This window comes from Paenibacillus sp. FSL F4-0243 (genome assembly GCF_037963295.1).
Classification (GTDB): domain Bacteria; phylum Bacillota; class Bacilli; order Paenibacillales; family Paenibacillaceae; genus Paenibacillus_AQ.
On sequence record NZ_CP150151.1, the window covers coordinates 5591285 to 5617133 of the forward strand.

Annotated in this window: 18 protein-coding genes and 1 tRNA gene; 2 read left to right on the forward strand and 17 right to left on the reverse strand. The window is 45.1% G+C overall.

Annotated elements, in window-relative coordinates; genetic code table 11:
• Window position 1: 1 nt before the first annotated feature.
• From lon to NSS87_RS24965, 9 genes are all read right to left on the reverse strand, one after another.
• Entirely contained in the window at window positions 2-2365 is a 2364-nt protein-coding gene (lon, locus tag NSS87_RS24925; RefSeq protein WP_339243319.1) for an endopeptidase La, read from the reverse strand.
• A gap of 293 nt (window positions 2366-2658) precedes the next feature.
• Window positions 2659-4368 carry an ATP-dependent protease LonB gene (gene lonB / locus NSS87_RS24930; RefSeq protein ID WP_042191261.1) on the reverse strand — a complete coding sequence of 570 codons (1710 nt, stop codon included), beginning with the start codon at window positions 4366-4368 and terminating at the stop codon, window positions 2659-2661.
• A 571-nt stretch (window positions 4369-4939) separates the two neighbouring features.
• Window positions 4940-5065, reverse strand: coding sequence for a hypothetical protein (locus NSS87_RS24935; protein ID WP_269321776.1), 126 nt, complete (start codon window positions 5063-5065; stop codon window positions 4940-4942).
• Between the two features lie 95 nt (window positions 5066-5160).
• A complete protein-coding gene (locus NSS87_RS24940) occupies window positions 5161-5832 on the reverse strand; it encodes a type IV toxin-antitoxin system AbiEi family antitoxin domain-containing protein (protein WP_339243320.1) in 672 nt (223 codons plus the stop codon).
• A gap of 133 nt (window positions 5833-5965) precedes the next feature.
• Window positions 5966-7093, reverse strand: a complete 1128-nt coding sequence (gene ispG / locus NSS87_RS24945) for a flavodoxin-dependent (E)-4-hydroxy-3-methylbut-2-enyl-diphosphate synthase (protein WP_060621818.1) — start codon at window positions 7091-7093, stop codon at window positions 5966-5968.
• Between the two features lie 109 nt (window positions 7094-7202).
• Complete coding sequence (gene clpX, locus NSS87_RS24950; protein ID WP_042130648.1) at window positions 7203-8459, reverse strand: ATP-dependent protease ATP-binding subunit ClpX; 1257 nt, start codon at window positions 8457-8459, stop codon at window positions 7203-7205.
• A gap of 12 nt (window positions 8460-8471) precedes the next feature.
• A complete protein-coding gene (gene clpP, locus NSS87_RS24955) occupies window positions 8472-9062 on the reverse strand; it encodes an ATP-dependent Clp endopeptidase proteolytic subunit ClpP (RefSeq protein ID WP_036685049.1) in 591 nt (196 codons plus the stop codon).
• Window positions 9063-9346: 284 nt separating this feature from the next.
• Window positions 9347-10678, reverse strand: a complete 1332-nt coding sequence (gene tig, locus NSS87_RS24960; RefSeq protein WP_339243321.1) for a trigger factor — start codon at window positions 10676-10678, stop codon at window positions 9347-9349.
• A gap of 98 nt (window positions 10679-10776) precedes the next feature.
• On the reverse strand, window positions 10777-11622 hold the full coding sequence (locus tag NSS87_RS24965) for a hypothetical protein (protein WP_339243322.1): 846 nt from the start codon (window positions 11620-11622) through the stop codon (window positions 10777-10779).
• Window positions 11623-11902: 280 nt separating this feature from the next.
• Here NSS87_RS24965 and NSS87_RS24970 point away from each other — a divergent pair.
• Window positions 11903-11976, forward strand: a tRNA-Arg gene (locus NSS87_RS24970).
• A gap of 848 nt (window positions 11977-12824) precedes the next feature.
• Here the strand turns inward: NSS87_RS24970 and pstA are convergent.
• The 6 genes from pstA to uxuA form a co-directional block, all read right to left on the reverse strand.
• A complete protein-coding gene (gene pstA, locus NSS87_RS24975) occupies window positions 12825-13706 on the reverse strand; it encodes a phosphate ABC transporter permease PstA (RefSeq protein WP_339243323.1) in 882 nt (293 codons plus the stop codon).
• A complete protein-coding gene (gene pstC / locus NSS87_RS24980) occupies window positions 13703-14650 on the reverse strand; it encodes a phosphate ABC transporter permease subunit PstC (protein WP_042191272.1) in 948 nt (315 codons plus the stop codon). Before pstC ends, pstA begins: the two co-directional genes overlap by 4 nt.
• A gap of 82 nt (window positions 14651-14732) precedes the next feature.
• Entirely contained in the window at window positions 14733-15593 is an 861-nt protein-coding gene (locus NSS87_RS24985) for a phosphate ABC transporter substrate-binding protein (RefSeq protein WP_042191274.1), read from the reverse strand.
• 55 nt (window positions 15594-15648) lie between these two features.
• A complete protein-coding gene (locus NSS87_RS24990; protein ID WP_339243324.1) occupies window positions 15649-17085 on the reverse strand; it encodes a stalk domain-containing protein in 1437 nt (478 codons plus the stop codon).
• Between the two features lie 244 nt (window positions 17086-17329).
• On the reverse strand, window positions 17330-18952 hold the full coding sequence (locus NSS87_RS24995; RefSeq protein ID WP_339243325.1) for a mannitol dehydrogenase family protein: 1623 nt from the start codon (window positions 18950-18952) through the stop codon (window positions 17330-17332).
• Entirely contained in the window at window positions 18953-20029 is a 1077-nt protein-coding gene (gene uxuA / locus NSS87_RS25000; RefSeq protein ID WP_076300702.1) for a mannonate dehydratase, read from the reverse strand.
• Window positions 20030-20251: 222 nt separating this feature from the next.
• On the opposite strand from uxuA, the gene NSS87_RS25005 reads away from it, so the two are divergent.
• Complete coding sequence (locus tag NSS87_RS25005; protein WP_339243327.1) at window positions 20252-20905, forward strand: GntR family transcriptional regulator; 654 nt, start codon at window positions 20252-20254, stop codon at window positions 20903-20905.
• A gap of 334 nt (window positions 20906-21239) precedes the next feature.
• On the opposite strand, the gene NSS87_RS25010 is transcribed toward NSS87_RS25005, so the two are convergent.
• A complete protein-coding gene (locus NSS87_RS25010) occupies window positions 21240-22295 on the reverse strand; it encodes an NAD(P)-dependent alcohol dehydrogenase (RefSeq protein WP_339243328.1) in 1056 nt (351 codons plus the stop codon).
• A gap of 43 nt (window positions 22296-22338) precedes the next feature.
• A complete protein-coding gene (locus tag NSS87_RS25015; protein WP_339243329.1) occupies window positions 22339-25779 on the reverse strand; it encodes a glycoside hydrolase family 2 TIM barrel-domain containing protein in 3441 nt (1146 codons plus the stop codon).
• Window positions 25780-25849: the final 70 nt, after the last annotated feature.

Sequence of the window (25849 nt, forward strand, 5' to 3'; positions counted from 1 at the left end):
TCTAATGCACACTACTCGGTGGCTCACTGCTAATTTCATTATGATACTCAACTAACGCATGATGCAAGACCTGATCCATGTTAGATACTGGTATGAACTCCACATCATTGCGTACGCTCTCTGGAATTTCTTTCAGATCACGTTCATTGTCTTTGGGAAGAAGGATCTTTTTATATCCAGCACGGTGTGCAGCTAAAGACTTCTCTTTCAGTCCACCGATCGGCAATACACGTCCACGTAGGGTGATCTCACCGGTCATAGCCACATCTTTCGAAACATAACGCTTCGTGAGTGCAGAGATCAAAGCGGTAGCAATCGTAATCCCTGCAGACGGGCCATCCTTCGGAATCGCACCTTCAGGAATGTGGATATGAATATCAATCTTCTCATAAAAATCGGGCTGGAGTCCCAGCTCCTCCGCCTTCGAACGTGTATAACTGAAAGCGGCCTGCGCCGACTCCTTCATTACATCGCCCAGTTGTCCAGTAAGTGTCAGCTTGCCCGTTCCCTGCACAACAGTCACTTCGATCAACAGCGTATCGCCACCAACCTCAGTCCAGGCCAGTCCAGTTACTGTGCCAATCTGATCTTCAAGCTCCGCCATACCGTAACGGTATTTCGATGCACCTAAGTAATCCTTGATGTCATCCGGTAGAATGACTACACTTTCTTTTTCCTTGGACACAATCTGTTTCGCGGCTTTGCGGCATAACGCTGCAATCTGCTGCTCCAAATTACGCACACCGGATTCACGAGTATATTCACGCACGATACGCAATAAACTGTCGTCTTCGATGATCAGCTGGTCTTCTGCAAGACCATGATTCTTCTTCTGTTTCGGCAAAAGATAACGGCTACCGATCTGCAATTTCTCCAGTTCCGTATAACCCGGAATGAACAGCATTTCCATCCGATCGAGTAGCGGACGCGGAATGTTATGCACTACATTCGCTGTTGTAACAAACATAACGTTTGATAAATCAAACGGCAACTCGACAAAATGGTCACTGAACGTATTATTCTGTTCTGGGTCCAATACCTCAAGCAATGCTGAGGATGGGTCGCCACGGAAATCTGCAGCCATTTTATCAATCTCATCTAGCAGGATAACCGGATTAATCGTTCCCGCCGTCTTCATCCCTTGAATGATTCGGCCTGGCATCGCACCCACATAAGTCCGGCGATGACCACGGATCTCCGCTTCATCACGCACACCGCCAAGCGAAATGCGAACGAACTTACGATTAAGTGAACGTGCGATGGAGCGAGCGAGTGAGGTTTTTCCTACACCTGGAGGCCCTACAAGGCATAGGATCGGACCTTTTAGCTTCTTCACCAACTGCTGAACAGCTAAATATTCCAATACCCGTTCCTTTGGTTTTTCCAAACCGTAGTGGTCCTCATCAAGTACCTGTTCTGCCTTCTTGATATCAAGGTCATCTTCTGTCTGTTCATTCCAAGGAAGACCCAGCAGCCAATCCACATAGTTGCGAATTACGCCACCTTCCGCTGAGCTCACTGGCATTTTTTCCAGACGATCGATTTCCTTCTCCATCTTCTCTTTCACGCGTTCCGGCAAATTCTTCTCTTCCATGAGATTCCGCAGTTCTTCCGCTTCTCCCACCCGACCTTCCTTCTCGCCGAGTTCTTTCTGGATCGCTTTCATTTGCTCGCGCAAATAATATTCCTTCTGCGTCTTCTCCATCTGCTTCTTCACACGTTGATTGATCTTGCGTTCAAGCTCCAGCACTTCACGCTCATTATTAAGAATATCAAGAAGCTTCTCTAGCCGTTTACTGACATCAATCGTCTCTAGAATTTCTTGCTTATCCTTGATCTTCAGCGATAGATGGCTCGTAATGACATCCGCAAGACGACCCGGCTCCTCAATATCGGATACAGCAGCCAGTGTCTCTGGTGTCACTTTTTTGGATAACGTTATATAGTGTTCGAACTGATTAAGTACTGTACGCATCAGCGCGTCACACTCTTGATCGCCATCTTCCTCTTCTGGTAGCTCGCGCGCCATAACCTCATAATACTCATCATTATCGATATAATTAATAATTTCGGCTCGTTCTACACCCTCAACCAGTACACGAATCGTACCGTTTGGCAGCTTCAGCATTTGCCGCACATTCGCGACAGTACCGACCCGAAAAATATCGTCCTGACCAGGCTCTTCAATATTCACTTCCGACTGTGAACACAGAAGAATTAAATTATCTTCAACCATAGCTTTTTCTAGTGCCCGAACTGACTTCTCACGGCCCACATCCAAGTGAAGAACCATGCTTGGGTACACAAGAAGACCTCTTAGCGGTAATAAAGGAAAACGACGACCTTTTGTTTTATTTGTCATCATCGCTTTCGCACCTCCCATGGCTCTCAATTAATCTCATATGCATTCATTCTAACAAAAGCAGCCCCAAAACACCAACAAAGTACTTGCAATTTAAGAATAAACAACCTTATTATCCTTAAAAAACGGCAACGTTTCTCCAAGAAATGTAAGGATTATGGAAAGTGTGAATCTATACTTTAAAAAAGGAAGCAGCAGACACGCCTGCGGCTCCCTTTATTTCACAGTGGCAAGTCACGATTTACTTATCGAAACCATAACACACCCTAGCTTACATTTTAGGTAATAATTTAAGCTCAACCCTTTGCAGACTCGCCAGCGGCATCGGCCTTCAAAAGTGAAGGTGCTGCTGAGAATAGCTCTCCAGCTACTGCTGGAAGCCTAACATCTGCTGTATCGGCGCCAAACAGATGACGGAATACTTCCTCCACCGTTTCCATTGGAATGACGCGTAGTGGGGCGAGGTCAGCGAATAGGGACTGCCAGTTTTCTTTTGGAATAAGCACCGTAGTAGCTCCTGCCTGAAAAGCAGCCTCCACCTTCGCAATTACACCACCAACAGGCTTCACACGCCCATGTATGCCTATCTCACCAGTGATCGCTACGGTATTATCCACGGGAAGACCACGAATGGCGGAGACGATAGCAACTGCCATCGCAACCCCCGCTGATGGTCCGTCAATGGGTGTTCCACCTGGAAAGTTCACATGCAGATCATAACGGTCTGGTTCCAGATTCATGGTACGCAGTACGGTCAATACGTTCTCAACGGAGCCTTTAGCCATGCTCTTTCTCCGAATCGTGCGAGAACCTCCTCCAATCTCTTCCTCATCTACAACTCCGGTTACGTTCAATCTACCTTGACCGTTCTGCGCAGGCGCTGCGGATACTTCGATCTCGAGCAAGGTGCCCATTCCCGGTCCATACACTGCAAGTCCATTAACCAATCCAATCTGTGGCGCGGAAGGAATCTTGCGCTCTGTTCGAAGTGGAAGCTGGCTACTACCCGCTACCCATTCTACATCAGCAGCACTTAGCGTATCTCTCTGCTCCGTTAGCGCTAATCCAGCTGCGAGCTGAATCATATTGACTGCCTCCCGGCCATTTGTTGCATATTGCTGCACAACAGTTACTGCTTCAGGGCTTGGCTTCAGTCCGATCTTCTGTATCGCGTCACGCGCGATGACCGCAATCTCATCCGGCAATAGCGGACGGAAATAAATCTCCATGCAGCGTGAACGCAGCGCGGGAGAAATCTCATCCGGGGAACGCGTAGTCGCACCCACTAACCGGAAATCAGCGGGTAAGCCATTTTGAAAAATATCATGAATATAAGCCGGAGTATTATTGTCCTCCGAATTATAATACGCGCTCTCTAGTAGAACCTTCCGGTCCTCCAGCACCTTTAGCAGCTTATTCATCTGAATGGGGTGAAGCTCACCGATCTCATCCAGAAAAAGAATCCCGCCATGCGCCTTCGTCACCGCTCCTGGCTTTGGCTGCGGCACACCTGCTACGCCCATGGCTCCAGCACCTTGATAAATAGGATCATGCACCGATCCGATTAACGGGTCGGCAATACCACGCTCATCAAAACGAGCGGTCGTCGCATCAATTTCAGTGAATTTGGCGTCACTTTTAAAAGGGGAAAGGACATTTTTTTTCGCCTCTTCCATGACCACGCGCGCCGCTGCAGTCTTGCCGACTCCTGGCGGACCATAAATAATCACATGCTGCGGATTAGCACTACATAGTGCGGCCTTCAGGGCGCGGAGCCCATCTTTTTGCCCAACAATATCTCCAATAGAAGCCGGCCTAGTTTTCTCCGACAATGGTTTGGTTAGTGAAATCATACGCATCTTCCGTAGTTTATCCAGTTCCTTACGCGACTCTCGGTCTACCGCCGTCTTGTTTGTCTTCTGACCCCGCAGCAGATTCCAAAAGTATACGCCGATAACCAGCGCGAAAAAGAGCTGCACGATCATCACAACTATACTTAATTCCATAGGTCATCCTCCTGTTTCGTTCAGTCTACCTTTCCACCTTTGGCTACTATTAGGTAGTATAGCCGTTTCGGTAATTAGTAAACGCACAATTGAGGATTTGTTGAATTGTTGGTGTAAGACAAGCAGCTGAATTTATATTTGGGGGGTTGAAAGTTCTAAGGAGTGCTAGATGCACCTTAGATTCTCCCCCCTCTAGCTGGAAGATGGGTATGAACAGTCATAGAACTTGGTGCTACATTCACGTTCGGTAGGCCCCTATTTCTGTCGACTGTGTGCTCAATGGCGTTAAGTCATCTATGGAAGAAGCTTAAGATGGTCTTCAAGCGATAATCCGAGAAAATCCACTTTATTATTCGTTGTTTATCATCTCTAAGCGGATAATTAGGGAATTCCTCCCTGATTATATGTTGTTTATGGACTCTAGGCTGATAATTAGGGAATTCCTCCCTGATTATCAGCCAAAATGGTTATAAATAAGGTGAATCGCTCATTTATTAGGGAGGTTTTCCCTAAAAAGATCGATTTGGAACGATATTAGGCTTTTTTCAGGGAGGTTTTCCCTAATTATTTATTAATGCTCCAAATTTCGCTCCATAGTGCACATCTTACGGCACTCCTCACCACATTCCTTATCACATTCCTTATCACATTCCATACTAACTACATATAACATACCAACTTCCTTACCATACTCCATACCCCACTCCTTCTAATCAAGTCATTCGCACTTCCAGCATCCCATCTGCAGGTAATTCCTTAAACATTAGCCCATCAACCATTAAACTTACTATGTTAATCCCAGTAATAAAGGACATCACGAGCCAGCTTATACTCAACATATTTGACACCGATCCCCCTTGTCACAGGGGTTAGCCAGCCCTTTTCACACAACTTCATCAACATCAAACGTACCGTTTTGGGGTCTATAGCAAAATACTCTGCTACATCTTTGGGACGAACTGTCCCCGCTTGGCGAACCACTAATCGCATGATTTCCTTCTCAGCAAATAGTAATTTTCCATGCGGTGCGTCTACAATTAAATAACGGCTTAGCACCACACGCAGCAGTGTAATACATAGCTCTGGGCGTTGTTCCACATCGTCATAGGCAAATGAAATTACTTGGTAACCCATTCCGTACAGAAACGTCTCACGATTTAGCTCATTACAATACTTCAGCCTGTCCATGTCCCTCACATGCGCTGCATACCCTTTGATCTCGAACAAGAGCTTGATAGGCCCCGGCAAAAAAGCATAATCCGCGAAATAAGATCGTCCGCGCCAATCCAGCACTTCATACTCCGGATGTAGATCATTGAAATCTCCACGAAGCGGCCACCATACATTCTGTAAAAACATTTCTTCGGCATGACGATGCCCTCTCTCCAGCCTCCCTCGTCGTTCCCCATTCCTGCTTGCTAGATGCTTCTCAATAAACGCTTCATGGGCTTGTTCATAGTTCATTCGATGTTCCCCCTGATTAATTTATTCCACGCAAAAAAACGCCCCGTTCCCACCACCGGATATACCGGGGGGGGTAACAGGGCGTTCTTCGCCACATATTATGAATTGAATCATTAATTCGTAAAAGACCAAATTACTTTGATTGCACCGGAGGTGCAAGATTAGCATGAGCGCGACCTGGGATTTCACCAGTTTCCTCATACGCTACAACAATCGCATCGATTTCCTTCTTCAGCTCGTTCACGAGTTCCGCTTCAGGCACCTTACGAATCATCTGACCGTAACGGAACAACAAACCTTCCCCACGGGCACCAGCAATACCAATATCCGCTTCACGCGCCTCACCAGGACCATTAACGGCACATCCTAGCACTGATACTTTAATAGGCACCTTAAGCTTCGAAATGTACTCTTCCACCTCATTAGCGATGGAGAAGAGATCTATATCAAGTCGTCCGCAAGTCGGACAAGAAATGAGTGTTGCCGCGTTAGAGATCAGACCGAAGGTCTTCAGCAGCTCGCGTGCCACCTTAACTTCTTCCACTGGATCAGCACTAAGCGAGATACGCAGGGTGCTGCCGATGCCCATAGAGAGCAGTGCACCGATACCCGCGGAGCTTTTTACTGTACCGGCAAACAAGGTGCCGGATTCTGTGATCCCGAGGTGCAGCGGATAAGGAATAACTTCCGCAGCCTGACGGTAAGCTTCGATGGCCATTGGCACATCAGATGCTTTTAAGGAAACGATAATGTCGTGGAAATCCAGCTCTTCCAAAATCCCAATATGGTATAGTGCGCTTTCTACCATAGCTTCTGGAGTCGGATATCCGTATTTCTCCAAGAGATGATTCTCCAAAGATCCGGCATTTACACCAATCCGAATCGGAATCCCTTTTTCTTTACACGCTTTAACTACCGCTTCTACCTTCTCCCGACGACCGATGTTGCCCGGATTAATCCGTACTTTATCGATGCCGTTCTCAATAGCCATCAGCGCGAGCTTATAGTTAAAATGAATATCCGCTACGAGTGGGATATGAATCTGCTTCTTGATCTCCTTAATCGCGGCGGCTGCCTCTTCATTGTTGACAGTAACGCGTACCAGTTGGCAGCCTGCTTCCTCAAGCCGTAAAATTTCGGCTACAGTAGCCTCCACATCAGCTGTTTTGGTTGTACACATGCTTTGAATCGCAACCTCGTTGTTTCCCCCAATAATGAGCCCGCCAACATTGACAGGACGGGTTTGGTGTCTCAAGAACATGATTTTTCTCCCCCATAACGCCAAAGCTCCACCCCTTCGCAACCGCTAGTGAAGCGGGATAAGCGGAAGAAAGGTGGAGACAGTGACATGTATTGTTAAGGTAAGCGACTTACGCGCTTTCCTCTTTCTTTTTGTCTTTCTTAAGGTTCAATTCAGGCAAAGCCTTCTCTTGAACGACCTGCTCCGTGATCACACAATCCTTAATATCATCGCGTGAAGGAACTTCATACATCACATCAAGCATGATGCTCTCAATAATCGCGCGCAGTCCACGGGCTCCCGTATTGCGTTTGATCGCTTCCTTGGCAATTGCTTCGAGTGCCAACGGTTCGAACTTCAGCGCTACGTTATCCATTTCCAGCAGCTTGATGTATTGTTTCGTGAGTGCATTCTTAGGCTCGGAAAGGATACGCACCAGCGTATTCTCATCAAGCGGCTCCAAAGTCGAGATGACCGGTAGACGGCCTACAAATTCAGGGATTAATCCGAATTTGAGCAAGTCTTCAGGCAATACCATCGACAAATATTCGCCAGGCTTGAGATCCTTTTGCCCTTCAACAGCTGCGTTGAAGCCAATGACTTTTTTACCGATACGGCGTTTAATCATTTGCTCCAGACCGTCAAAGGCACCGCCTACGATGAACAAGATGTTCGTCGTATCAATTTGAATAAACTCTTGGTGAGGATGCTTACGACCACCTTGTGGAGGTACGGAAGCAACCGTTCCTTCGAGAATCTTCAGAAGCGCCTGCTGTACACCTTCACCGGATACGTCACGAGTAATAGACGGGTTCTCGGATTTACGTGCCACTTTATCAATCTCATCAATATAGATAATGCCGCGTTCGGCTTTCTCCACATCATAATCTGCCGCTTGAATCAGCTTAAGCAGAATGTTCTCAACATCCTCGCCGACATAACCAGCTTCCGTTAGGGAAGTAGCATCAGCAATCGCAAATGGAACATTGATAATCTTCGCCATCGTTTGTGCGAGCAAAGTTTTACCCGAACCTGTTGGACCGAGCAAAAGAATATTACTCTTCGTCAGTTCAACATCTTCGATTTTGCTTTGGCTGTTCACACGCTTATAGTGATTGTAAACTGCAACAGACAGCGATTTCTTCGCTTGCTCTTGACCGATTACATATTGATCCAAAATATCGCGGATTTCCTTTGGTTTCGGAATATCCTTCAGATCAAGCTCTTCCTCATGACCGAGCTCTTCTTCCACGATTTCCGTGCAAAGCTCGATACATTCGTCACATATATAAACGCCCGGTCCTGCTACAAGCTTACGAACCTGCTCTTGTGATTTGCCGCAAAAAGAACATTTCAATTGCCCTTTTTCATCATTAAATTTAAACATCTAACCACCCCTTTAAGATTTCATCGGTGAAGAAAGAACCTGGTCAATAAGCCCATATTCCTTGGCTTCTTCCGCGCTCATGAAGTTATCGCGGTCTGTGTCCCGTTCGATTTTTTCAAGGGGCTGACCTGTGCGATCTACATAAATTTGATTCAACTTCTGTTTCGTCTTGAGGATCCAGTCGGTATGAATCCAAATGTCGGACGCTTGACCTTGAACACCACCGAGCGGTTGATGAATCATAACTTCGCTGTTAGTCAGCGCGTATCTTTTGCCCGGAGCCCCAGCTGTTAAAAGGAGCGATCCCATGCTTGCCGCCATCCCTACACAAATGGTTGAAACATCCGGTTTGATATATTGCATCGTATCGTATATACCCATGCCGGCTGTTACTGAACCACCGGGTGAGTTGAGGTACAAGTGAATGTCCTTCTCGGGATCATCTGCTGCAAGGAACAGCAGTTGAGCAATAACCAGATTGGCGACATCATCGTCAATCGCACTGCTTAAGAAAATAATGCGATCCTTGAGCAATCTGGAATAGATATCGTATGAACGTTCCCCACGACTTGTTGATTCCACAACCATTGGTACCAGACTCATGCCACCAACCTCTTTTCTCTATACAGATTAGTCTTATCGTTTCAAAAATATTTTAACACGTTCACGGCCCGATGTCATTTTTTCACTACAGCAGACCTGTCCACCGCTTGTGATAGTGACGTCATCACGCCAATTTCCTTAATACCATACGCTCATACGGATACCTATGTAATCACATATATCTGTGCCCGAGGATAAAAATAAGGCACGTAACGAAACTTACGTGCCTTATCATATCTGTATGGAGGCCGATTGCTCGACCGTTCTAGGTAGTTTAAAAAATCTTACTCAGCTTTAGTGTCTTCAGCAGCTGCTTCTTCTACTGCTTCAACTTCTACACTATTGCTAACAAGGAAATCAATGGTTTTGCGCAAAGAAAGTTCTTCGCTCAAGCTGCCCAGTGAACCGTTAGCTGCCAAGATGCTGCGAATTTCTTCTGGAGTACGTTTGTAAGCTTCAGCCATAGTAGCCAACTCTTCGTTAACTTCTTCTTCGGAAACTTCAATGTTCTCTTGTTTAGCGATAACTTCCAGTACCAGGTTGTTGCGAACGCGTTTTTCAGCATCGCCTTTCATTTGGTTCTGCAAGTCTTCACGAGTTTGACCCGAGAAGCTAAGGAACATATCCATGTTCATACCTTGTTGACGAAGACGAGTGTCGAAGTCACGAACCATGTTCTCAACTTCGCTGTTGATCATTGCTTCAGGGATCTCAACTTCAGCGTTTGCTGCTGCTTTATCAACAACTGCGTTCTCGCGAAGGCCTTTCAGTTCATCCTGTTTACGGGATTCGAGCTGAGTTTTCAGATCTGCTTTGTACTCTTCCAAAGTTTCGAATTCACTTACATCTTTAGCGAACTCATCATCAAGTGCAGGAAGTTGTTTGCGTTTGATTTCGTGCAGTTTCACTTTGAATACTGCTTTCTTACCCGCAAGGTTCTCTGCATGGTATTCTTCAGGGAAAGTAACTTCAACATCTTTGAAATCTCCAGTGGACATTCCCACTACTTGCTCTTCAAATCCAGGAATGAAGGAGTTGCTACCAAGTTCAAGAGAATGACGCTCAGCTTTTCCGCCTTCGAACGGTACGTCATCAACATATCCGTCAAAATCGATCACAGCGATGTCGCCGTTAGCTGCTGCTTCTTCTTCAACTACTACGAGTTCAGCATGACGCTCTTGCAGACGAGCAAGCTCAGCGCTCAGCTCTTCTTCAGTCACTTCAGCTTTTTGTACTGGAACTTCCAGACCTTTGTAATCGCCGAGCTTCACTTCAGGTTTAACCGTGATCTTCGCTTTGAAGATAAAGGATTGACCTTTAGCAAATTGCTCAATATCAACTTCAGGACGGTCTACAGGGAAGATGTCAGTTTGTTCAACTGCTTCACCGTAAGCTTCAGGAAGAAGAATGTCGATTGCATCTTGGTACAAGCTTTCTACACCAAAACGGGATTCAAAGATCGGGCGTGGCACTTTACCTTTACGGAAGCCTGGTACGTTAGCTTTCTTAACGACTTTGTTAAAAGCTTTATCAAGTGCTGCTGCAACGCGTTCTGCGTCAACTTCTACTTCAAGAACTCCAAGGTTCTTCTCTATTTTTTCCCATGTTGCTTTCATATTATACTTTTCCCTCCAAAATATAGGTTCACAAGTTTACTTCAAAAAATGATACAATCCACGCACAGAATAACCATTATATTATATACAACATTACTTTATTTATCAAGTAGAGAAGTCTTTACAAAACCCTTGAGCGCACGATATGCCCCCTCAAATTGAAAGCGCATGCCGTCTGTAATGCCGTACATTCCACGAGTCTCCTCCTCTTGCCGTGTACCGTTTAAGCTCTCAGATACAAACTGGTGTAACGCCCCCGCCCAAATATCTAGTAGCGCGTCTTCCCCATCCAGTATTTTCCGATACTCTTCCGATCCATAAATAGACATGACGAACTGGCCCCAGAGCTCCTGTGCAAAATAATACAGCGTAGGCTCATGTACCTCCGCCTGCTCGGCTACCCGCTCGAGCACCTGACTCACCTGTGGTGGAAAATCCTCTGTCTGCAGCGGCACACTTTCAATCTCTACAATTGCTGTTTCGTGACCACGAATCAGATTCACTGTTCCCTGCATCCCACGCCGCCGAAGGGTCTGCAGGGTCCGAAATTGCAGCAGTGGATGAACATTATCCCCCTGCAGCCATGCCGTCAGCGCCTCATCGACTCCGCCGCCTTCCAGATATGAAAGCTGCTCTAGTGCTAGGATTGTCGCCTCTGACAGCGGCTCATTCATTATCCGCTGCAGCAGCTTTTGAGGATACCCCGCATCCTCAGTCATTTTTGATTTGGCCAAGAAACGGGCCATATCTTCTTCCCTTAAATCTTCGTCTTCGGGGTGAACAGCTCCTTCCGCATCTCCATTCTGAGAGGCGTAGGGGAAAGCTGTTTCGAGCCATTCCAGCAGAGACCGCCATTCCTCGTAATTTCGTTCTTCCTGTCCTTGACACTGCAACAAAAAACGCAGCAGCTCCATCGCTTCCCCGTATCGTTCACTCTCCAGCATCACCGTAAGCTGGATTTGATAATAGTCCAGTGTCTTGGGAAACAGGACGATATTCTCTTTTGTGGCGGGGGAATCTGAATCTTTAATGAGGGCACCTCCTTATAGCTAATTATGTGAATTGAATTCTAAAACGTCATAAATGTTATTAAGACCTTAAGCTTCTTCCGAAACTTAATAATTGTAGATTATAGCATACCCCGTACTCTTTTTAAAAAACAGCTTGAAAAACATCGACGTACATGATATGATAACTCCTGCTTGCTTTTCAGCCAGCAATCATGTCCCGGTAGCTCAGCTGGATAGAGCATGCGCCTTCTAAGCGCACGGTCAGGGGTTCGAATCCCTTCCGGGACGTCAGAGTAACAGCCTTCCTTCGGGGAGGCTGTTTTTGCGTTCAGGGGATGCGAACCAGTGGGAGGGCCTAGCCCTAGGGACAGAGCTAGGAGCAGAGCCTAGGGCTTAGGGTTCCATGAGGCTCAGGCTTTGATGTAGCTCACTCTTTAATGGAGTTCAGACTTCTATAGAGCTCAAGCTTCGTCAAGTCCCCTACTACGTTTTACACCCACGTAGCAGTCAGATTATTAGGCAACGTTCAATCTTAGGTTCCACCTAACTCGAACACTTTAATTGTATTTTGTGCAACTAAAAGGTTCCCTTTGACCTCAACAACTCGGTTTAACTGCATTCCGTACACTTATATTCTCTGATTTACTCCTAGATTGTCATTTTCTCCATTTTTAGTTGCACAAAGTACAATTAATCCTAAATAAACCCTACACCATGATAAATAGCTGCATAAAGTGCAACTAAAGCCACCCCTAACACCATTACTCATCACTCATTACTCATTACTCATTACTCATTACTCATTACTCATTACTCATTACTCATTACATTATCCTTTATCCTTTGAGGAAATCGAGGCACATTACGAAAAAATGTTTTTACTATTCGTATGCTGGGAAGCAGGAGCACGCGGAAGAAATAGTGCAGGATGTGTTTGTGCGAATATTATCAATTTAGACTGAAAGTGAAATGTGCGATATTGTCTCAGCCTTGCCATGAGTGTTTCGAGAGGTTATTCCTTTGGCCGTATCCGGAGGGAATGCTACATTAAATAATTCATCATAAGAAAACAAAAAAAACGGTCACCCACCGATATCCATTGCCGGGTGACAGTTTTTACGTACCTATTGAACGAATTAGTGTCCTTTGCGGCGATTGCTAAGCCACAACGGAAATCGAAATACAAAATTGATAAACAAAACTACAAATACAAGCACGGCTGCCGACTTATCAGCAATTTGACGCGCATCTTCTACGATCGCCTCGGATTGTACATACCAAAGGTGTACGGCCAGTGTTTCACCCGGCGAGAACAGATTGAAATCCCACATTTCGCCCGAGGTACTGAGACCAGCGGTAAGGATAATAACCGCAGACTCCCCGAAGGCGCGTCCAGCAACGAGACAAATCCCAGTAACAATGCCAGACATTGCAACAGGCAGGACTACCGTGCGGATCACGTGGAATTTAGTCATCCCAAGCGCATAACCAGCCTCGCGGATCTCCCCGGGGACAGCACGTACCGCTTCCTCTGTCACTCGCGCAAGCATAGGTAGATTCAGCAGCGCCAAGCTGACGCCTCCGCCAAGAATCGTCAGACCGATATCGAAATATTCCGCAAAAATCGCGAGTCCGAGCATACCGAACACAATCGATGGTACTGATGACAGAGATTCTACGCAAATACGTAGTGCGCCTGTAAATTTATTGTCTGGTGCATATTCAGCCATATAGATTCCCGCACCCAAACCAATTGGAACGGAAATAAACAGCGAGATGAACAAAATGTAAAAGGAGTTAAACAGCACCGGGCCAATCCCACCACCTGCGTCAATCTCTTCAGGCTGTTTAATCAAGAAATCGGGCCGAAGTGCCGGTAAACCTTTACTAAGAATCGTGAAGAGCAGCCAGAAGATCAGCAGCATGACTAAAGCCCCAAGCGTATAAAACCCTATGGTTGCAATTTTATTGTTTCTTTGAGCCCGCGCTGTATGCTTTGTACTTGCGAATCCGTTCACGCTGCATCCCTCCTTTTTCTACCCAGCACGCGGATGATCAGAATTAATACAAATGATATTACTAGCAGGAGAAATGCCATCATATGTAGCGCATAGTTCCATGTAGAGTCAAACTCTACATTGGAGATTTGCATAACGATGTTACTAGTTAGCACCGATGCTGGCGTGAATAACGTCTTCGCCAATTGCGGTGTATTCCCGATAACCATAACTACAGCCATCGTCTCACCCACAGCACGAGTCATACCTAGAATAACCGCAGAGATAATTCCCCGGCTAGCCGCAGGCAGTACTACACGCATGATGACCTGTAAACGGGTAGATCCAAGCGCATATGCAGCATCCCGATATTTGCGCGGTACAGAGACAATGGCATCATCACTGATTCGGCAAATCGTTGGCAGCACCATTAATGCGAGCACAAGTGCAGCGGCTAACAAACCATCGCCTAAGCTCTCCCCACTAATTCTGCGCAAGAAAGGAAGTAATACCGTTAAGCCTATATATCCGTAAACAATTGAAGGAATACCTACCAATAAATCTAGCACTGGACGGATAAAAGTCTTCATCCATTTTGGAGCAATCTCTGCACAAAGTACTGCCATCCCTACCGAAATAGGAACTGCGATCAGCAGCGTTAATGCAGTTAGTGAAAGTGTATTTACAATGAAGGCAGCCGCTCCAAAAGAATCCTCTTCCGGCGTCCAGTTAAAGGAAAAGAAAAAGTCCGCAGGCGAGAGATGGCCGAACAGAAGCATAGCCGTTTTGCCGATAAATAGAATTACAAGTCCAAGCACGAAGCAAAGCGCAAGAATGCTGAATAAAAAATAAAACTTAAACAATTTGTTGCTAAACAAATGTCTACCATGACGTTTGGGATTAGCGCTAACCTGCGTTACGCTCTCTTTTCCCCTAGTTGCCAAGCCTTGGACTGGTGCCCCCATACTTTCCCTCCTGTAAGCGGCCACCCCCGTATCAAGATCGGAGCTGGCCGCTGTTACCGTTCAATATGATCTTTAGATGTTATTAGCCCTTCATTGCTGCGATCGGAATAAATTTAAGCTTTTTCAGGGAACCTTGTTGGAACTTCTTGCTTTGTACGTATTCGATGAATTCTTTTGTAGCGCCAGTAGGTTGGCCTTTAGTCATGTAGTAACCATAAGCCCAGATCTTATAAGATCCATTGATTACGTTATCTGTAGTAGCAGCTATACCGTTGTGTTTAACAGCTTTTACGTCACCACTTACATATACAAGGTCGATATAACCGATAGAGTTAGGAGTTGTTCCTACGGCAGTCTTCATGTCACCGGATGAACCTGTTTCTTTGTAGTTCTTAGCTTTTTTAACGATATCTCCGCCATCCAAAGCTTTAGCTTGATAGTTAACGCGTGTACCGGAACCGAAAGAGCGAGTGATAACCACGATGTCAGCATCTGCACCGCCTACTTCTTTCCAGTTCGTGATTTTACCTGCGAAAATACCTTTAAGCTGTTCAGTTGTAAGGTTATCTACACCAACATTTTTGTTTACGATTGTAGCAAAAGGAATAACTGCTACTTTGTTTGCTACTTGACCGTCAAAAGCTTTGAAGCCTGGTACGTCGATGCTAGCATCCCAGTCGCAAGCGCCGATATCGGCGATGCCTTTTTTAACAGCTTGAGGTCCAGTTACTGAACCTTTACCTGATGCTGCGATTTTCACTTTAGGGTGCAGCTTTTGGAATTCTTTTGCCGCTTGAAGCGTCAATGGAAGAAGTGCGGTTGAACCGTTAACTGTGATTTTACCTTTTAGTGAATCGGCTGCTGCTGCAACCCCTGCGAAAGATGCGGTTACCGCAATTACAGCCGTTAGAGCCGTTACTGTTAGCTTTTTGAAAATCTTCATTTGTATTATTTCTCCTCTCGGCTCTACGCCGTTAAAATATGATTAGGGATATTTATTATTTCGACAGTTGCAATGCTTTACCGCCTTGAACCACCCATACACCGCCATCACTTACGATAGCAAGCTTGCTTCCATCATTCGAAACAGCTACTTCAGATACATCTTCAGTGGAACGGAACAGCTCAGTCTTAGCTCCATTGTTATCAACGGAATAGACTACTGTGCTTCCATCTGCCGCTGAACCTGCTACAACTAAGCCGTTTTTAACGCCAGTAGACCAAGTTACTTCAACATCAAGTGTAATGTTGCTGCTTGTTCCATCTGCTTTTACAACCTTCAATGTGTTAGCTGCGTTACCTTCAGCATCTGCACTCAGGTAAATGACGCTACCATCAGCAGAAATTTCAGGGTACAGCTTGTTATCCGGTGTAGTTGTCAGTGCAGCTGGTTTAGCATCTTTCGTAGCCAGGTCAAGCTTATAAAGCTGCTCTCCAGCAGAGCTGAAGTCTACAGTAAGAGAATCTTCTGTGCTGTCCGCATCGTTTTTAGCAACACCCGTCAAGTTAACGATATAAACGGCGCTCTTTTCATCAGCGGAAATGCGCAGTTCGGATTTGTTTTCTACTTTGTCTGCCAATACGGATTTAACTTCACCAGTGTCTACAGCGATTTTTGCGAGTTTCTCTTGCTTGTCACCTTGGACGAAGTAAATACTTTTACCATCGTTCGACCACACCAGATCCGTTTTTACGCTATTGTCAGTACCAAGTGTCTTAGTAGCTCCGCTAGACAGGTTAATCAGATTCAACAAACCAGTCTCATCATTGAAAGCTCCCCACTGCCCATCCGGTGATACTGCAAAATCCACTGCACTGTCATTTGATGAAAATACTTCGTAGTTACCTGGCTCTGTGCTGAACTTGATAAGTTGAGCAGATTCAGCATCACTTTTGTTCGCAATCAGACTTCCAGCTGCTGTCCAGTGCAAAGTATCAAACAATCCTTCAGGACGAGCAAAGCTTAGAATCGTGCTAGCATCAGCATCCAGTTCTCCACCTAATGCATAAACTAACTTAGAAAGCTCTACATAGGTTTTACCGTTATAAAATACTGGAGCAACTGTGAATGTCTCGGAATTACCATCTACTTGATAGCTCTTTGAGCCTGTTTTGAGCTTCACATTATGTAATCCTTTGCTGTCATTAAGTTCAAACCCGCCAGCTCCAAGTACTAACTTAGCTCCAATTTCACCAGCTACCTGATTCAGCGAGTACAACTTGTAACCACTGCTATTAATGGTGTTAAACACAATCGGCGTACCATTTACATTCCAAGTAGCTGTACCTTCTTTAACTGCTGTTTTTGCAGCGGTTTGATTGGTAGCCACAGATTTCACATTACTGCCGATGCTAGCTGCAGATACACTCCCAACGCCTACTGTTGCAAGAAGTGCTGAAGCCAACGTTGCGCTAATCCATTTACTGTTTTTCAATTAGATTCACCCTTTTCGTATAGGTAACTGCTAATGTCATTTTCGTCTACAATTGTCAACTCTGTTGCAGAGGAATGTTATGGAAATATTAACTATAATTATTTTTTTGAAAAAGTAGGTATATTAGCGTACTAGACTGCTAAATTCAGATAAACCAAATGGACTAGACACGAAAAAGCCTCATGGGGGATAGCTCTGCGGGGTGCAGTAGCTTTTACTCCATGAGGCTTTTTGTAAATGTGATCTACACTAACTCTTCATTTAAATGCTTTTCCAACGTTCTCCGTACAGCTCCTGGGCCTTTCAGCATCTCATAGAAGTAACTTTCAATCTTGCTACCTAGGCCGATTTCATATAACGGTACACCAAAAATCTTCTCATTATCTAGAATTCTATGCACATTAGAGGTCGAATCTCCCAAAGTCACTCCCTGCAGATGCGCTTGAAGCGACTCCATTAACGGATCGGGACTTAGCTCAAATGAATTCCCTTCATCGTCCACTCCGATCAAATAGCGGCACCAAGCAGCAATTGCTAGTGGAATCGCCGTTAATTCAGCTGGATGAAGATCTTCGCGTTGTACATAGGATTTGATCGTTTCCCCATAACGAATGCCTACCTTCTGGGACGTATCTGTCGCAATTCGCTGCGGGGTGTCCGGAATAAATGGATTCGCCAAGCGCTCTTGCAGCACTTCATCCAAAAACTGCTGTGGACGTAGAATGATAGGATCTACAACTACAGGCAATCCTTCCTTATACCCAATCCGCTCGGCTAATGTACGTAGGGTCTGATCCTGCATCTCATCCGAAATCTGTGCGTAGCCTAGTAGACAGCCAGTGACCGCTAATGCAGTGTGCAAGGGGTTTAGACAGGTGGTAACTTTCATCGTTTCTACCCTGTTCACGGTCTCACGATCTGTGAATATAATGCCGGCTTCTTCTAATAAAGGTCGCCCATTCGTAAACTTATCCTCAATGACCAGATATTCACTAACTTCTGCGTTAACAAAAGGCGCGGTATGGGCGTTCCTCGAAGTAATAAGTATATCCATGCCGCCAATCCCTTGCTCCTGTAAAGCATTACGTACTACCTCGGATGGACGTGGTGTGATTTTATCGATCATCGACAAGGGGAATGTTATTCGACTCTCGTCTTCGAGGTACGCAACAAAACCTTCCTCCACAATCCCTTTCGCAGCCCATGACTTGGCGATTGTAATCACGCTATTTTTCAACATATCCCCATTGTGCGAACAGTTATCCATACTGACAAAAGTCATCGGATACTGCCCCTTAAGATATCGACGGTACGCTAGAGAAGCGATCACACTCATGCTGTGGGAAGGCTGCTCTGGCCCTTGCTCCATATCCTTCTTCACGATATCAAGATACATTCCATCAGGACCGGTCAAGGTATAACCTTTCTCTGTGATGGTGAAGCTGGCCATCTGAAGGCTCGGGTTTTCAAAAATTTCAACCAAACGGCAGTAATCCTGCGCTCGATTCTTGTTTGCCATAATAGCTTCGGTAATGCTGCTAATGACCTTTTTTGTAAACTCGCCACTCGCATTCATTAGTACGAGAAGTGTTAAATGATCATGCGGTTTATAAATTTTGTCAATCAGCTCGTAGTCAGAGGAGGTAGCGGCAATAATACCTGTATCTGCTTTTCCAAGCTCCAACAGCTTCTGGTGAGCATTCGCAACAAATCCCCGAAAAATATTTCCCGCTCCAAAATGGACCCATTCCGGCCTAACGCGCGTATTCTCTGCCACCTGCTCATAATCAAACTGAGGAAGCTCCACGTCAGCGTCCTTCCACGCCTCTGCACATGATTGAATACTCTCTCTTGTCAGAAGCAGCATTCACTTCACCCCCATCGTATTGTCGAGACTATCCCACACACCAAGTAAATACATGATCCCCATTGCTCTATCGTACAGCCCGTACCCCGGGCGGCAAGTTTTCTCTTCCCCCCACAAATGACGACCATGATCTGGACGCACATATCCCGTATATCCATTCTCATGATACGCTTTAACAACCTCTGCCACATCCACACTGCCATCCCGTCCACGATGAGAGACCTCAATAAAATCTCCGTTCTCAAAAACCTTAACATTTCGAATATGAGCAAAATGAATACGATTACAGAATTCCCGAATCATAGCCGGCAAATCGTTCTTAGGATTCGTACCGAGCGACCCAGTGCAGAAGGTTAATCCATTATACGGACTATCTACTGCGTCAAGTAAACGACGGATCGTATCACGGCTGCGGACAATGCGGGGCAAGCCAAAGATCGGCCAAGCAGGATCATCGGGATGAATAGCCATTTTGATGTCGACTTCTTCACAGACAGGAATAATGCGCTTCAAAAAATAGACCAAGTTCTCGAACAGCTTCTCCTCCGTTACATCTGCATAAGCGGCGAATAGCTCATCGAGCTTCGCAAGACGCTCCGGCTCCCAGCCAGGCATCGTAAATTCGCCAGCCCCCTCGAGAATACGATTCACCATGTCGCGCGGGTTCTCATTAATGGCCGCATTTTCATAAAAAAGAGCATTCGAGCCATCTGGCAATTCCTTGTACAGCTCCGTCCGAGTCCAGTCAAAGATAGGCATGAAATTGTAACAGATCACTTTAGTACCGACCTTGGCTAGCTTCCGTATGGTGTCTATGTAAATATCGATATATTTATCACGCGTCGGGAGTCCAATCTTGATATCATCATGGACGTTCACACTCTCTACTACGGCAGTGCTAAACCCTTTGCTCGTAATTTGATCCGCAACCTTTTGTATGTCATCCATTTCCCACACTTCGCCCGCTACCTTATGATGTAGTGACCAGACAATACCCATTACCCCCGGAATTTGCCGGATATGATCAAGCGTAATGTTGTCATTGCCTTCTCCATACCATCTCCATGTCATGTTCATCTAGATAAAACCTCCTATAATTTCATATGTCGAGATCTTGTATACAAGATAATATACTCAAATATTAGATTTAAATAATACCTTTTGTCAATGACATAAAATCAATAATTACCATTCTTGTATACAAGATCAAAAAATTATATAATGAAATCACTATCTTATTTCAGGATCCCGTTTCAGATATCCGCATTACAAATTCAACGGCAATGGAGACGCAACCTCATGTCCACCAAAAATGATATTTTGAACCTATTAAAGCACGAAATTCTTAACCTAACACTAAAGCCTGGATCCATTCTAAGTGAGACCGTGTTATCCGAACGGTTTCAGATATCCAGAACACCTTTGCGCGATGTACTAAAGCAGCTATCCCTCGAGTCCTATATTGATGTGTATCCGAAGAAAGGGAATCTGGTTTCATACATTGATTTGGAATCTGTCGAGCAAATGATCTATTTAAGAAGTGTTTTGGAAAAAGATATTATCAAAGGTCTATGCGGTAGCCTTACTCTTAAAGGAATTATAGAACTTAAGAAGAACCTAGAAGAACAAAAAAATGCCATACATCAAGAACATGCCATTGAGCACTTTTTTACTTTGGATGATGCCTATCATAAGACGTTATTCACATTAGCAGGACATGAATTTTTGTGGGAGCAAATTAAGTTCTCCCATGTGCATTATGAAAGATATCGACGCTTGCATACGCTAAAGCAAGAAAAGCTGGAGAAAATTTTGAGCGAGCATCACATGATCCTGGATTGTATGACAAACCATGAACCAGACAAAGTGGATGAGCTAGTCCAGCATCATTTGCGTGAAGATATGAACTCCTTATACTTACTGGAGAATTTTGCAGATTATATTAAAGCGTAATACGCGAAGAGGCTGCTGTCCTACAGTAGAAAGATTTGTCCAACTTGGCATATCTATGTGTCTTCGGACTCGTTGTTTTTGTTGAAACTTCCCCCTCTAAAACAGCGGAGAGGACGGACTGATTGTGGAAAAGCGATAGCGTTCGCCTTGGTCTCCGGATTTTTACCGCGTAGGGAAAATAAATTAAATCTGGAGACCACAGCGATTGGAACAACGGTCCGTTCGCGGAGCGTCCATATAAAAAGCAATAGTTGCTCCTACGTAAACATAAAAAGACCGCCTCAAGCAGCCATTTTCATGGCTTTTGGGACGGTCTCTTTTTATATAACACGCATTAAGGCATATTCGGATAGATCATTACCTTAATACTTGTATCCTTCTCTTTACGTGCTACTTCAAGAGCCTCTTGAGTATCTGTAAGCGCAAAGCGATGCGTAACTATTTTCTCAATATCTAATGAAGAATGCTGCAACGCTTGGATCGCAGCCGGATAGGTATTCGCGTAACGAAAAACACCATAAGCATCGATCTCACCATCGATAAATTGTCCCATGTCCATCGGAATAGCACTATCGGCTGGTAAACCGACAAATACAATTCTCCCGCCACGGCGAACCCACTTAATTGTATCCGCCATCGCTCTTGCGTTACCCGATGATTCTACGACGAGTGTAACTCCAAATCCGTTCGTTAAGTCATTGAGTCGCTGTCCAACATTCTCTTTTACTGGATCTAATGCTGCAGTGAAGCCCATCTCCATTGCAAGTTGACGCCGAAAAGGTACTAAGTCTGTTCCATAAATTTCAGAAACGCCAAATAGCTTTGCTGCTTGTCCTGCAAGCAATCCGATCGGACCAAGACCCGTTATTAGCACTCGATCAAACGGTTGAACCTTACCACGCATCATTGCGTGAAAACCAACCGACAATGGCTCCAGCATTGCACCTTCCTCATAACTCATAGAATCCGGAAGTTTAAATAGATAATCGCTTGGCATGACAATGTATTCTGCCCAAGCCCCATTTACTGGGGGTGTTGCAAGAAAGACCACATCTGGGCACAAATTATAACGTCCTGATTTACAATAGTCGCATTGTCCACAGGTCACTCCTGGCTCAACAGCTACTCGGTCACCTACAGCTATATTTGATACCTGCTTACCAACCTCAACGACTTCACCAGCCAGCTCATGGCCTAATATGATCGGTTCCTTTACTACATAACGACCGATTCTTCCATGCTCATAGTAATGAACATCTGAACCGCAAATTCCGATACAATACACCTTAATTAGCGCTTCATTATCCTTAGGAACAGGAATATCTATTTGCTTCACAGAAATCGATAATTGCTCATCCATTATTGCAGCATTCATCTTACCTGTTAACATGTACACGCACCTCATTTATCGTAGTAGTTGAAAGGACAATCGATCATTCAAACCGAAACCAACCGAAATCGAACTGACTTCCAGGCAAGAAGATAAACGTTACCTTCTGCTCCCCTGTCACTTTCTCCAACTCAAATACTCGCTCTACATATCCATCTGACTGTGTAAATTCGATCAGTTGATTGTTAGATGCTTCACCCTCTTCGAAGCGAAGATGAATGGTATTCTTATCGATCGGAGATCTCCCACAAATGACAAGCTTTGAAGTACCTTCCATCGTAAAATCCATCTGCTCGAACACGAGAGATACGTTATTCCCGATTCCTTCAACACCCTGTTCCGCGATGGTGAACGTATCACCATAAATGCGATCACAATCCACAGCCCTATTCTGCTCGAACGCTCGGTTCTTTTTCACAAATGAGAAGCCTTTAATGTGCACCTTCTTCTGTAATACGAAACAAATAGAGCTGATACCCGTGAGTCTCTTGGATAATAGATAGGTTGCCTCCTGATAAACATTCCATTGCGATTCCTTCTGATAAATAACGTCTGCCAAAAGCTCACTATGCTCTTCGTCCGGCATGCCTTCCCAAATCTGGAGCTCGTAGGCTTCGCTAGACAATGCGAATAGGGGAATCGTTATCAAATCCGAGCCGTAAGCTCCAAAGTCAATCTCGCGATAAGCAACCTGCGTCTCACCATCTCGACTCGTTGCTACGCCTCGTTCATTTCCGTTCCCGACTTCGCCTTTAACCTCGTCATATAGACCGCCAGATATAAATCCATACGGATCCTTGTAAGCCGTCCCCAGACCGCTCGCTGTAAATTCCAACTGTGAAATCAGCTTTGTCTTTTCCGTACCGTTCTTACTCATACAGCGAATGCGGAAACTCCCATCTCCTAACGCCGTGATCTTGGCTTCTTGTCCCAGTTGTTCGAGCCGCGCTAGATTGGACTCAATCCCTGCATCATTTACAATACTCCAATCCACTTCAGTATAGGAAGTGTCTTTAGGGTAAAGGATGGCGTGTACATTCATTTCTCTTCTATTTTCATTAAACTGTTGTCCAGAATGACTTATAATTTCTATCTTTCGTAAAGGAATTTCTTCTACATTTCCCATTACACAGGGCAACTCTAGATTTCTAGTGTTAGCTGAAATGCCTATTCCACGATCTGCCACAGGGAGCGATTGAAGCTGTAGCTTACTACCTACCACACCTTTCGAGGTAACCTCAACTGTTATCGTACCCGCTTCTAAACTCGCAGCAACAATCGCCATAAGCTTGCCGCTGAACAAGCGTCTACTCGTTCCTTTGTATGGATCATAGTCCGTGCTGTCTCCATTATCTAAACCGATCAAACGGCCTGCTCCGCCCACCTGAACCTGAACGCGATTGTTTGCATTCTCAACAGCATTACCGTGCTCATCCTCCATCGTAATTTCGATGAAGATTAAATCTGTGCCGTTCGCAAGGAGTGTACCCTTATCAGCCTTTAAGCAGATTCGACTCGCATCCCCGAACGATTTCCTGATTTCTACTGCAATGATTTGGTCAGCCTCATCATAAGCGATTGCCTTGAGCTCGCCTGCTTCATAAGGAATCTTCCACCAGCCCGCTAGCTGCGTTCCATGCACATGATCGATTTCATAGGTCCCAACAGTCTCACCATTGAACTGCAATTCTATCTTGGGAGCATTCGAGCAGACTCGAACATCGATCATTTGACCGGGATTGAAATCCCAATAGGGAAAAATATGCACCATCGGATGCTCCTTGTAATTTGTCCAAGCCGATTGATAGATGTAATATGAATCCTTTTTAAAGGTCGCTGTATCAATCTGCCCAAAATACGAATTCTTCGTGTGATACGGTGTAGGTTCACCAATATAGTCAAAACCCGTCCATATAAATTGCCCTAATGAGAACGCTCCATCTCGCTCCGCGATAATACACGCTTCTGCTGACTTCGCTCCCCAGCTTGTAGAGCTATTGCCTAACGCAGAGCACTGCTCATCGTCATCAGCCAGGGTGGATTGCTCGAATGGGAAATGATATATTCCTCTGCTCTGCACAATAGAGGCGGTTTCACTACCATAGATAATCCAGTCAGGATGTTCCGCGTGATGCTGATGGTAATATTTTTCCGCATAATTGTAGCCTGCCACCTTTACGATGTCCGCACATTTCTGAGCATTCTCCCATGGCATATAGTTCGATCCAATGGTTACTTTCCCGTTGCCTTTCGGATCATATTGAAGCACGGCTTCCATCAACATGCTCGTCAATTCTTGCCCTCGCTTGTCAGCATGCGTATCATAAATTTCATTGCCAATACTCCACATTAACAAGCTTGGATGATTACGATCTCGCATGACCCAGCTTTTTACATCTTTTAACGCCCAGTCCTTGAAAAATCTTGCGTAATCATATGTGGTCTTCGATCGCTCCCACATATCAAAGGCTTCTGAAACCACAAGCAGCCCCATTTCGTCCGCCAGATCCATAAGCTCTGCAGCAGGCATATTATGAGCGGTGCGTATTGCATTTACGCCCATGTCCTTTAAGATCTCAAGTCTTCTTCGCAATGCTGCTGTATGAAACGCCGAACCCAATGCTCCAAGATCATGATGCTCACAAACTCCGTTAAGCTTGATCTTTAACCCATTCAGAAGCATTCCCTCTTGCGGATCCAGTACAATCGTTCGAAAGCTTATACACTGTGTTACTTCTTCTATTGTTGTCCACACATCATCAGAGCCCTGATCAGGTGCCTTATGCTGCAATTCCGTTTTTAGCTGATATAAATGCGGCTCACCGGGGCTCCATAATAAAGCATTCTCTACAGTCAGCACCTGACTTACACGTGAGGTGGCTTGTGTTTGATCTCCAGCCGAGATTTTCTCAACACAGGTCTTTATCTCTCGATCCTTGTACAGAATGGTTTGGGAAAGCCGCATATCTCCTGTAATGCTCACATCGGTGTCGATCTCCACTCGCCAAACGTCATTTTTTTGTACCGTATGAATGTAAATTCCATCTGTCACGATATGATTACAATCTCTTGTCTTGAGCCATACATTCCGGTAGATACCCGCTCCTGAATACCATCTACTATTCGGACTCTGATGCACAACCTTCACTAGAATTTCATTTTCCCCGTCTATGAGCATATCTGTAATCTCGTATTCAAAGGAAGAATAACCGTATTTCCACTCCCCAACCCATTGATGATTCACATAAATCGTGGAGTCCATATAAATACCATCAAAACACAGCAATAGCTGCTCATCGTTCTTAGTATTTATAAAATACTTTCGATACCAGCCAATACTATTCTCATATAAGTCTAACGTGTTATAAATCAACCAATCATGTGGGAGATCGACGGGATGGAAATCCAAGGACTCAGCATTCGTCACTTCTAAAGTACTCTTGGCGAATTCCCAGCCCTCATTAAATAATCTTTTCTGATTCAAGGTGTATCTTCCTTTCTTCTCATAGGACTATGAAACAAAGGGATGGAGCAATAGAAGGAGTGGCCCTGCT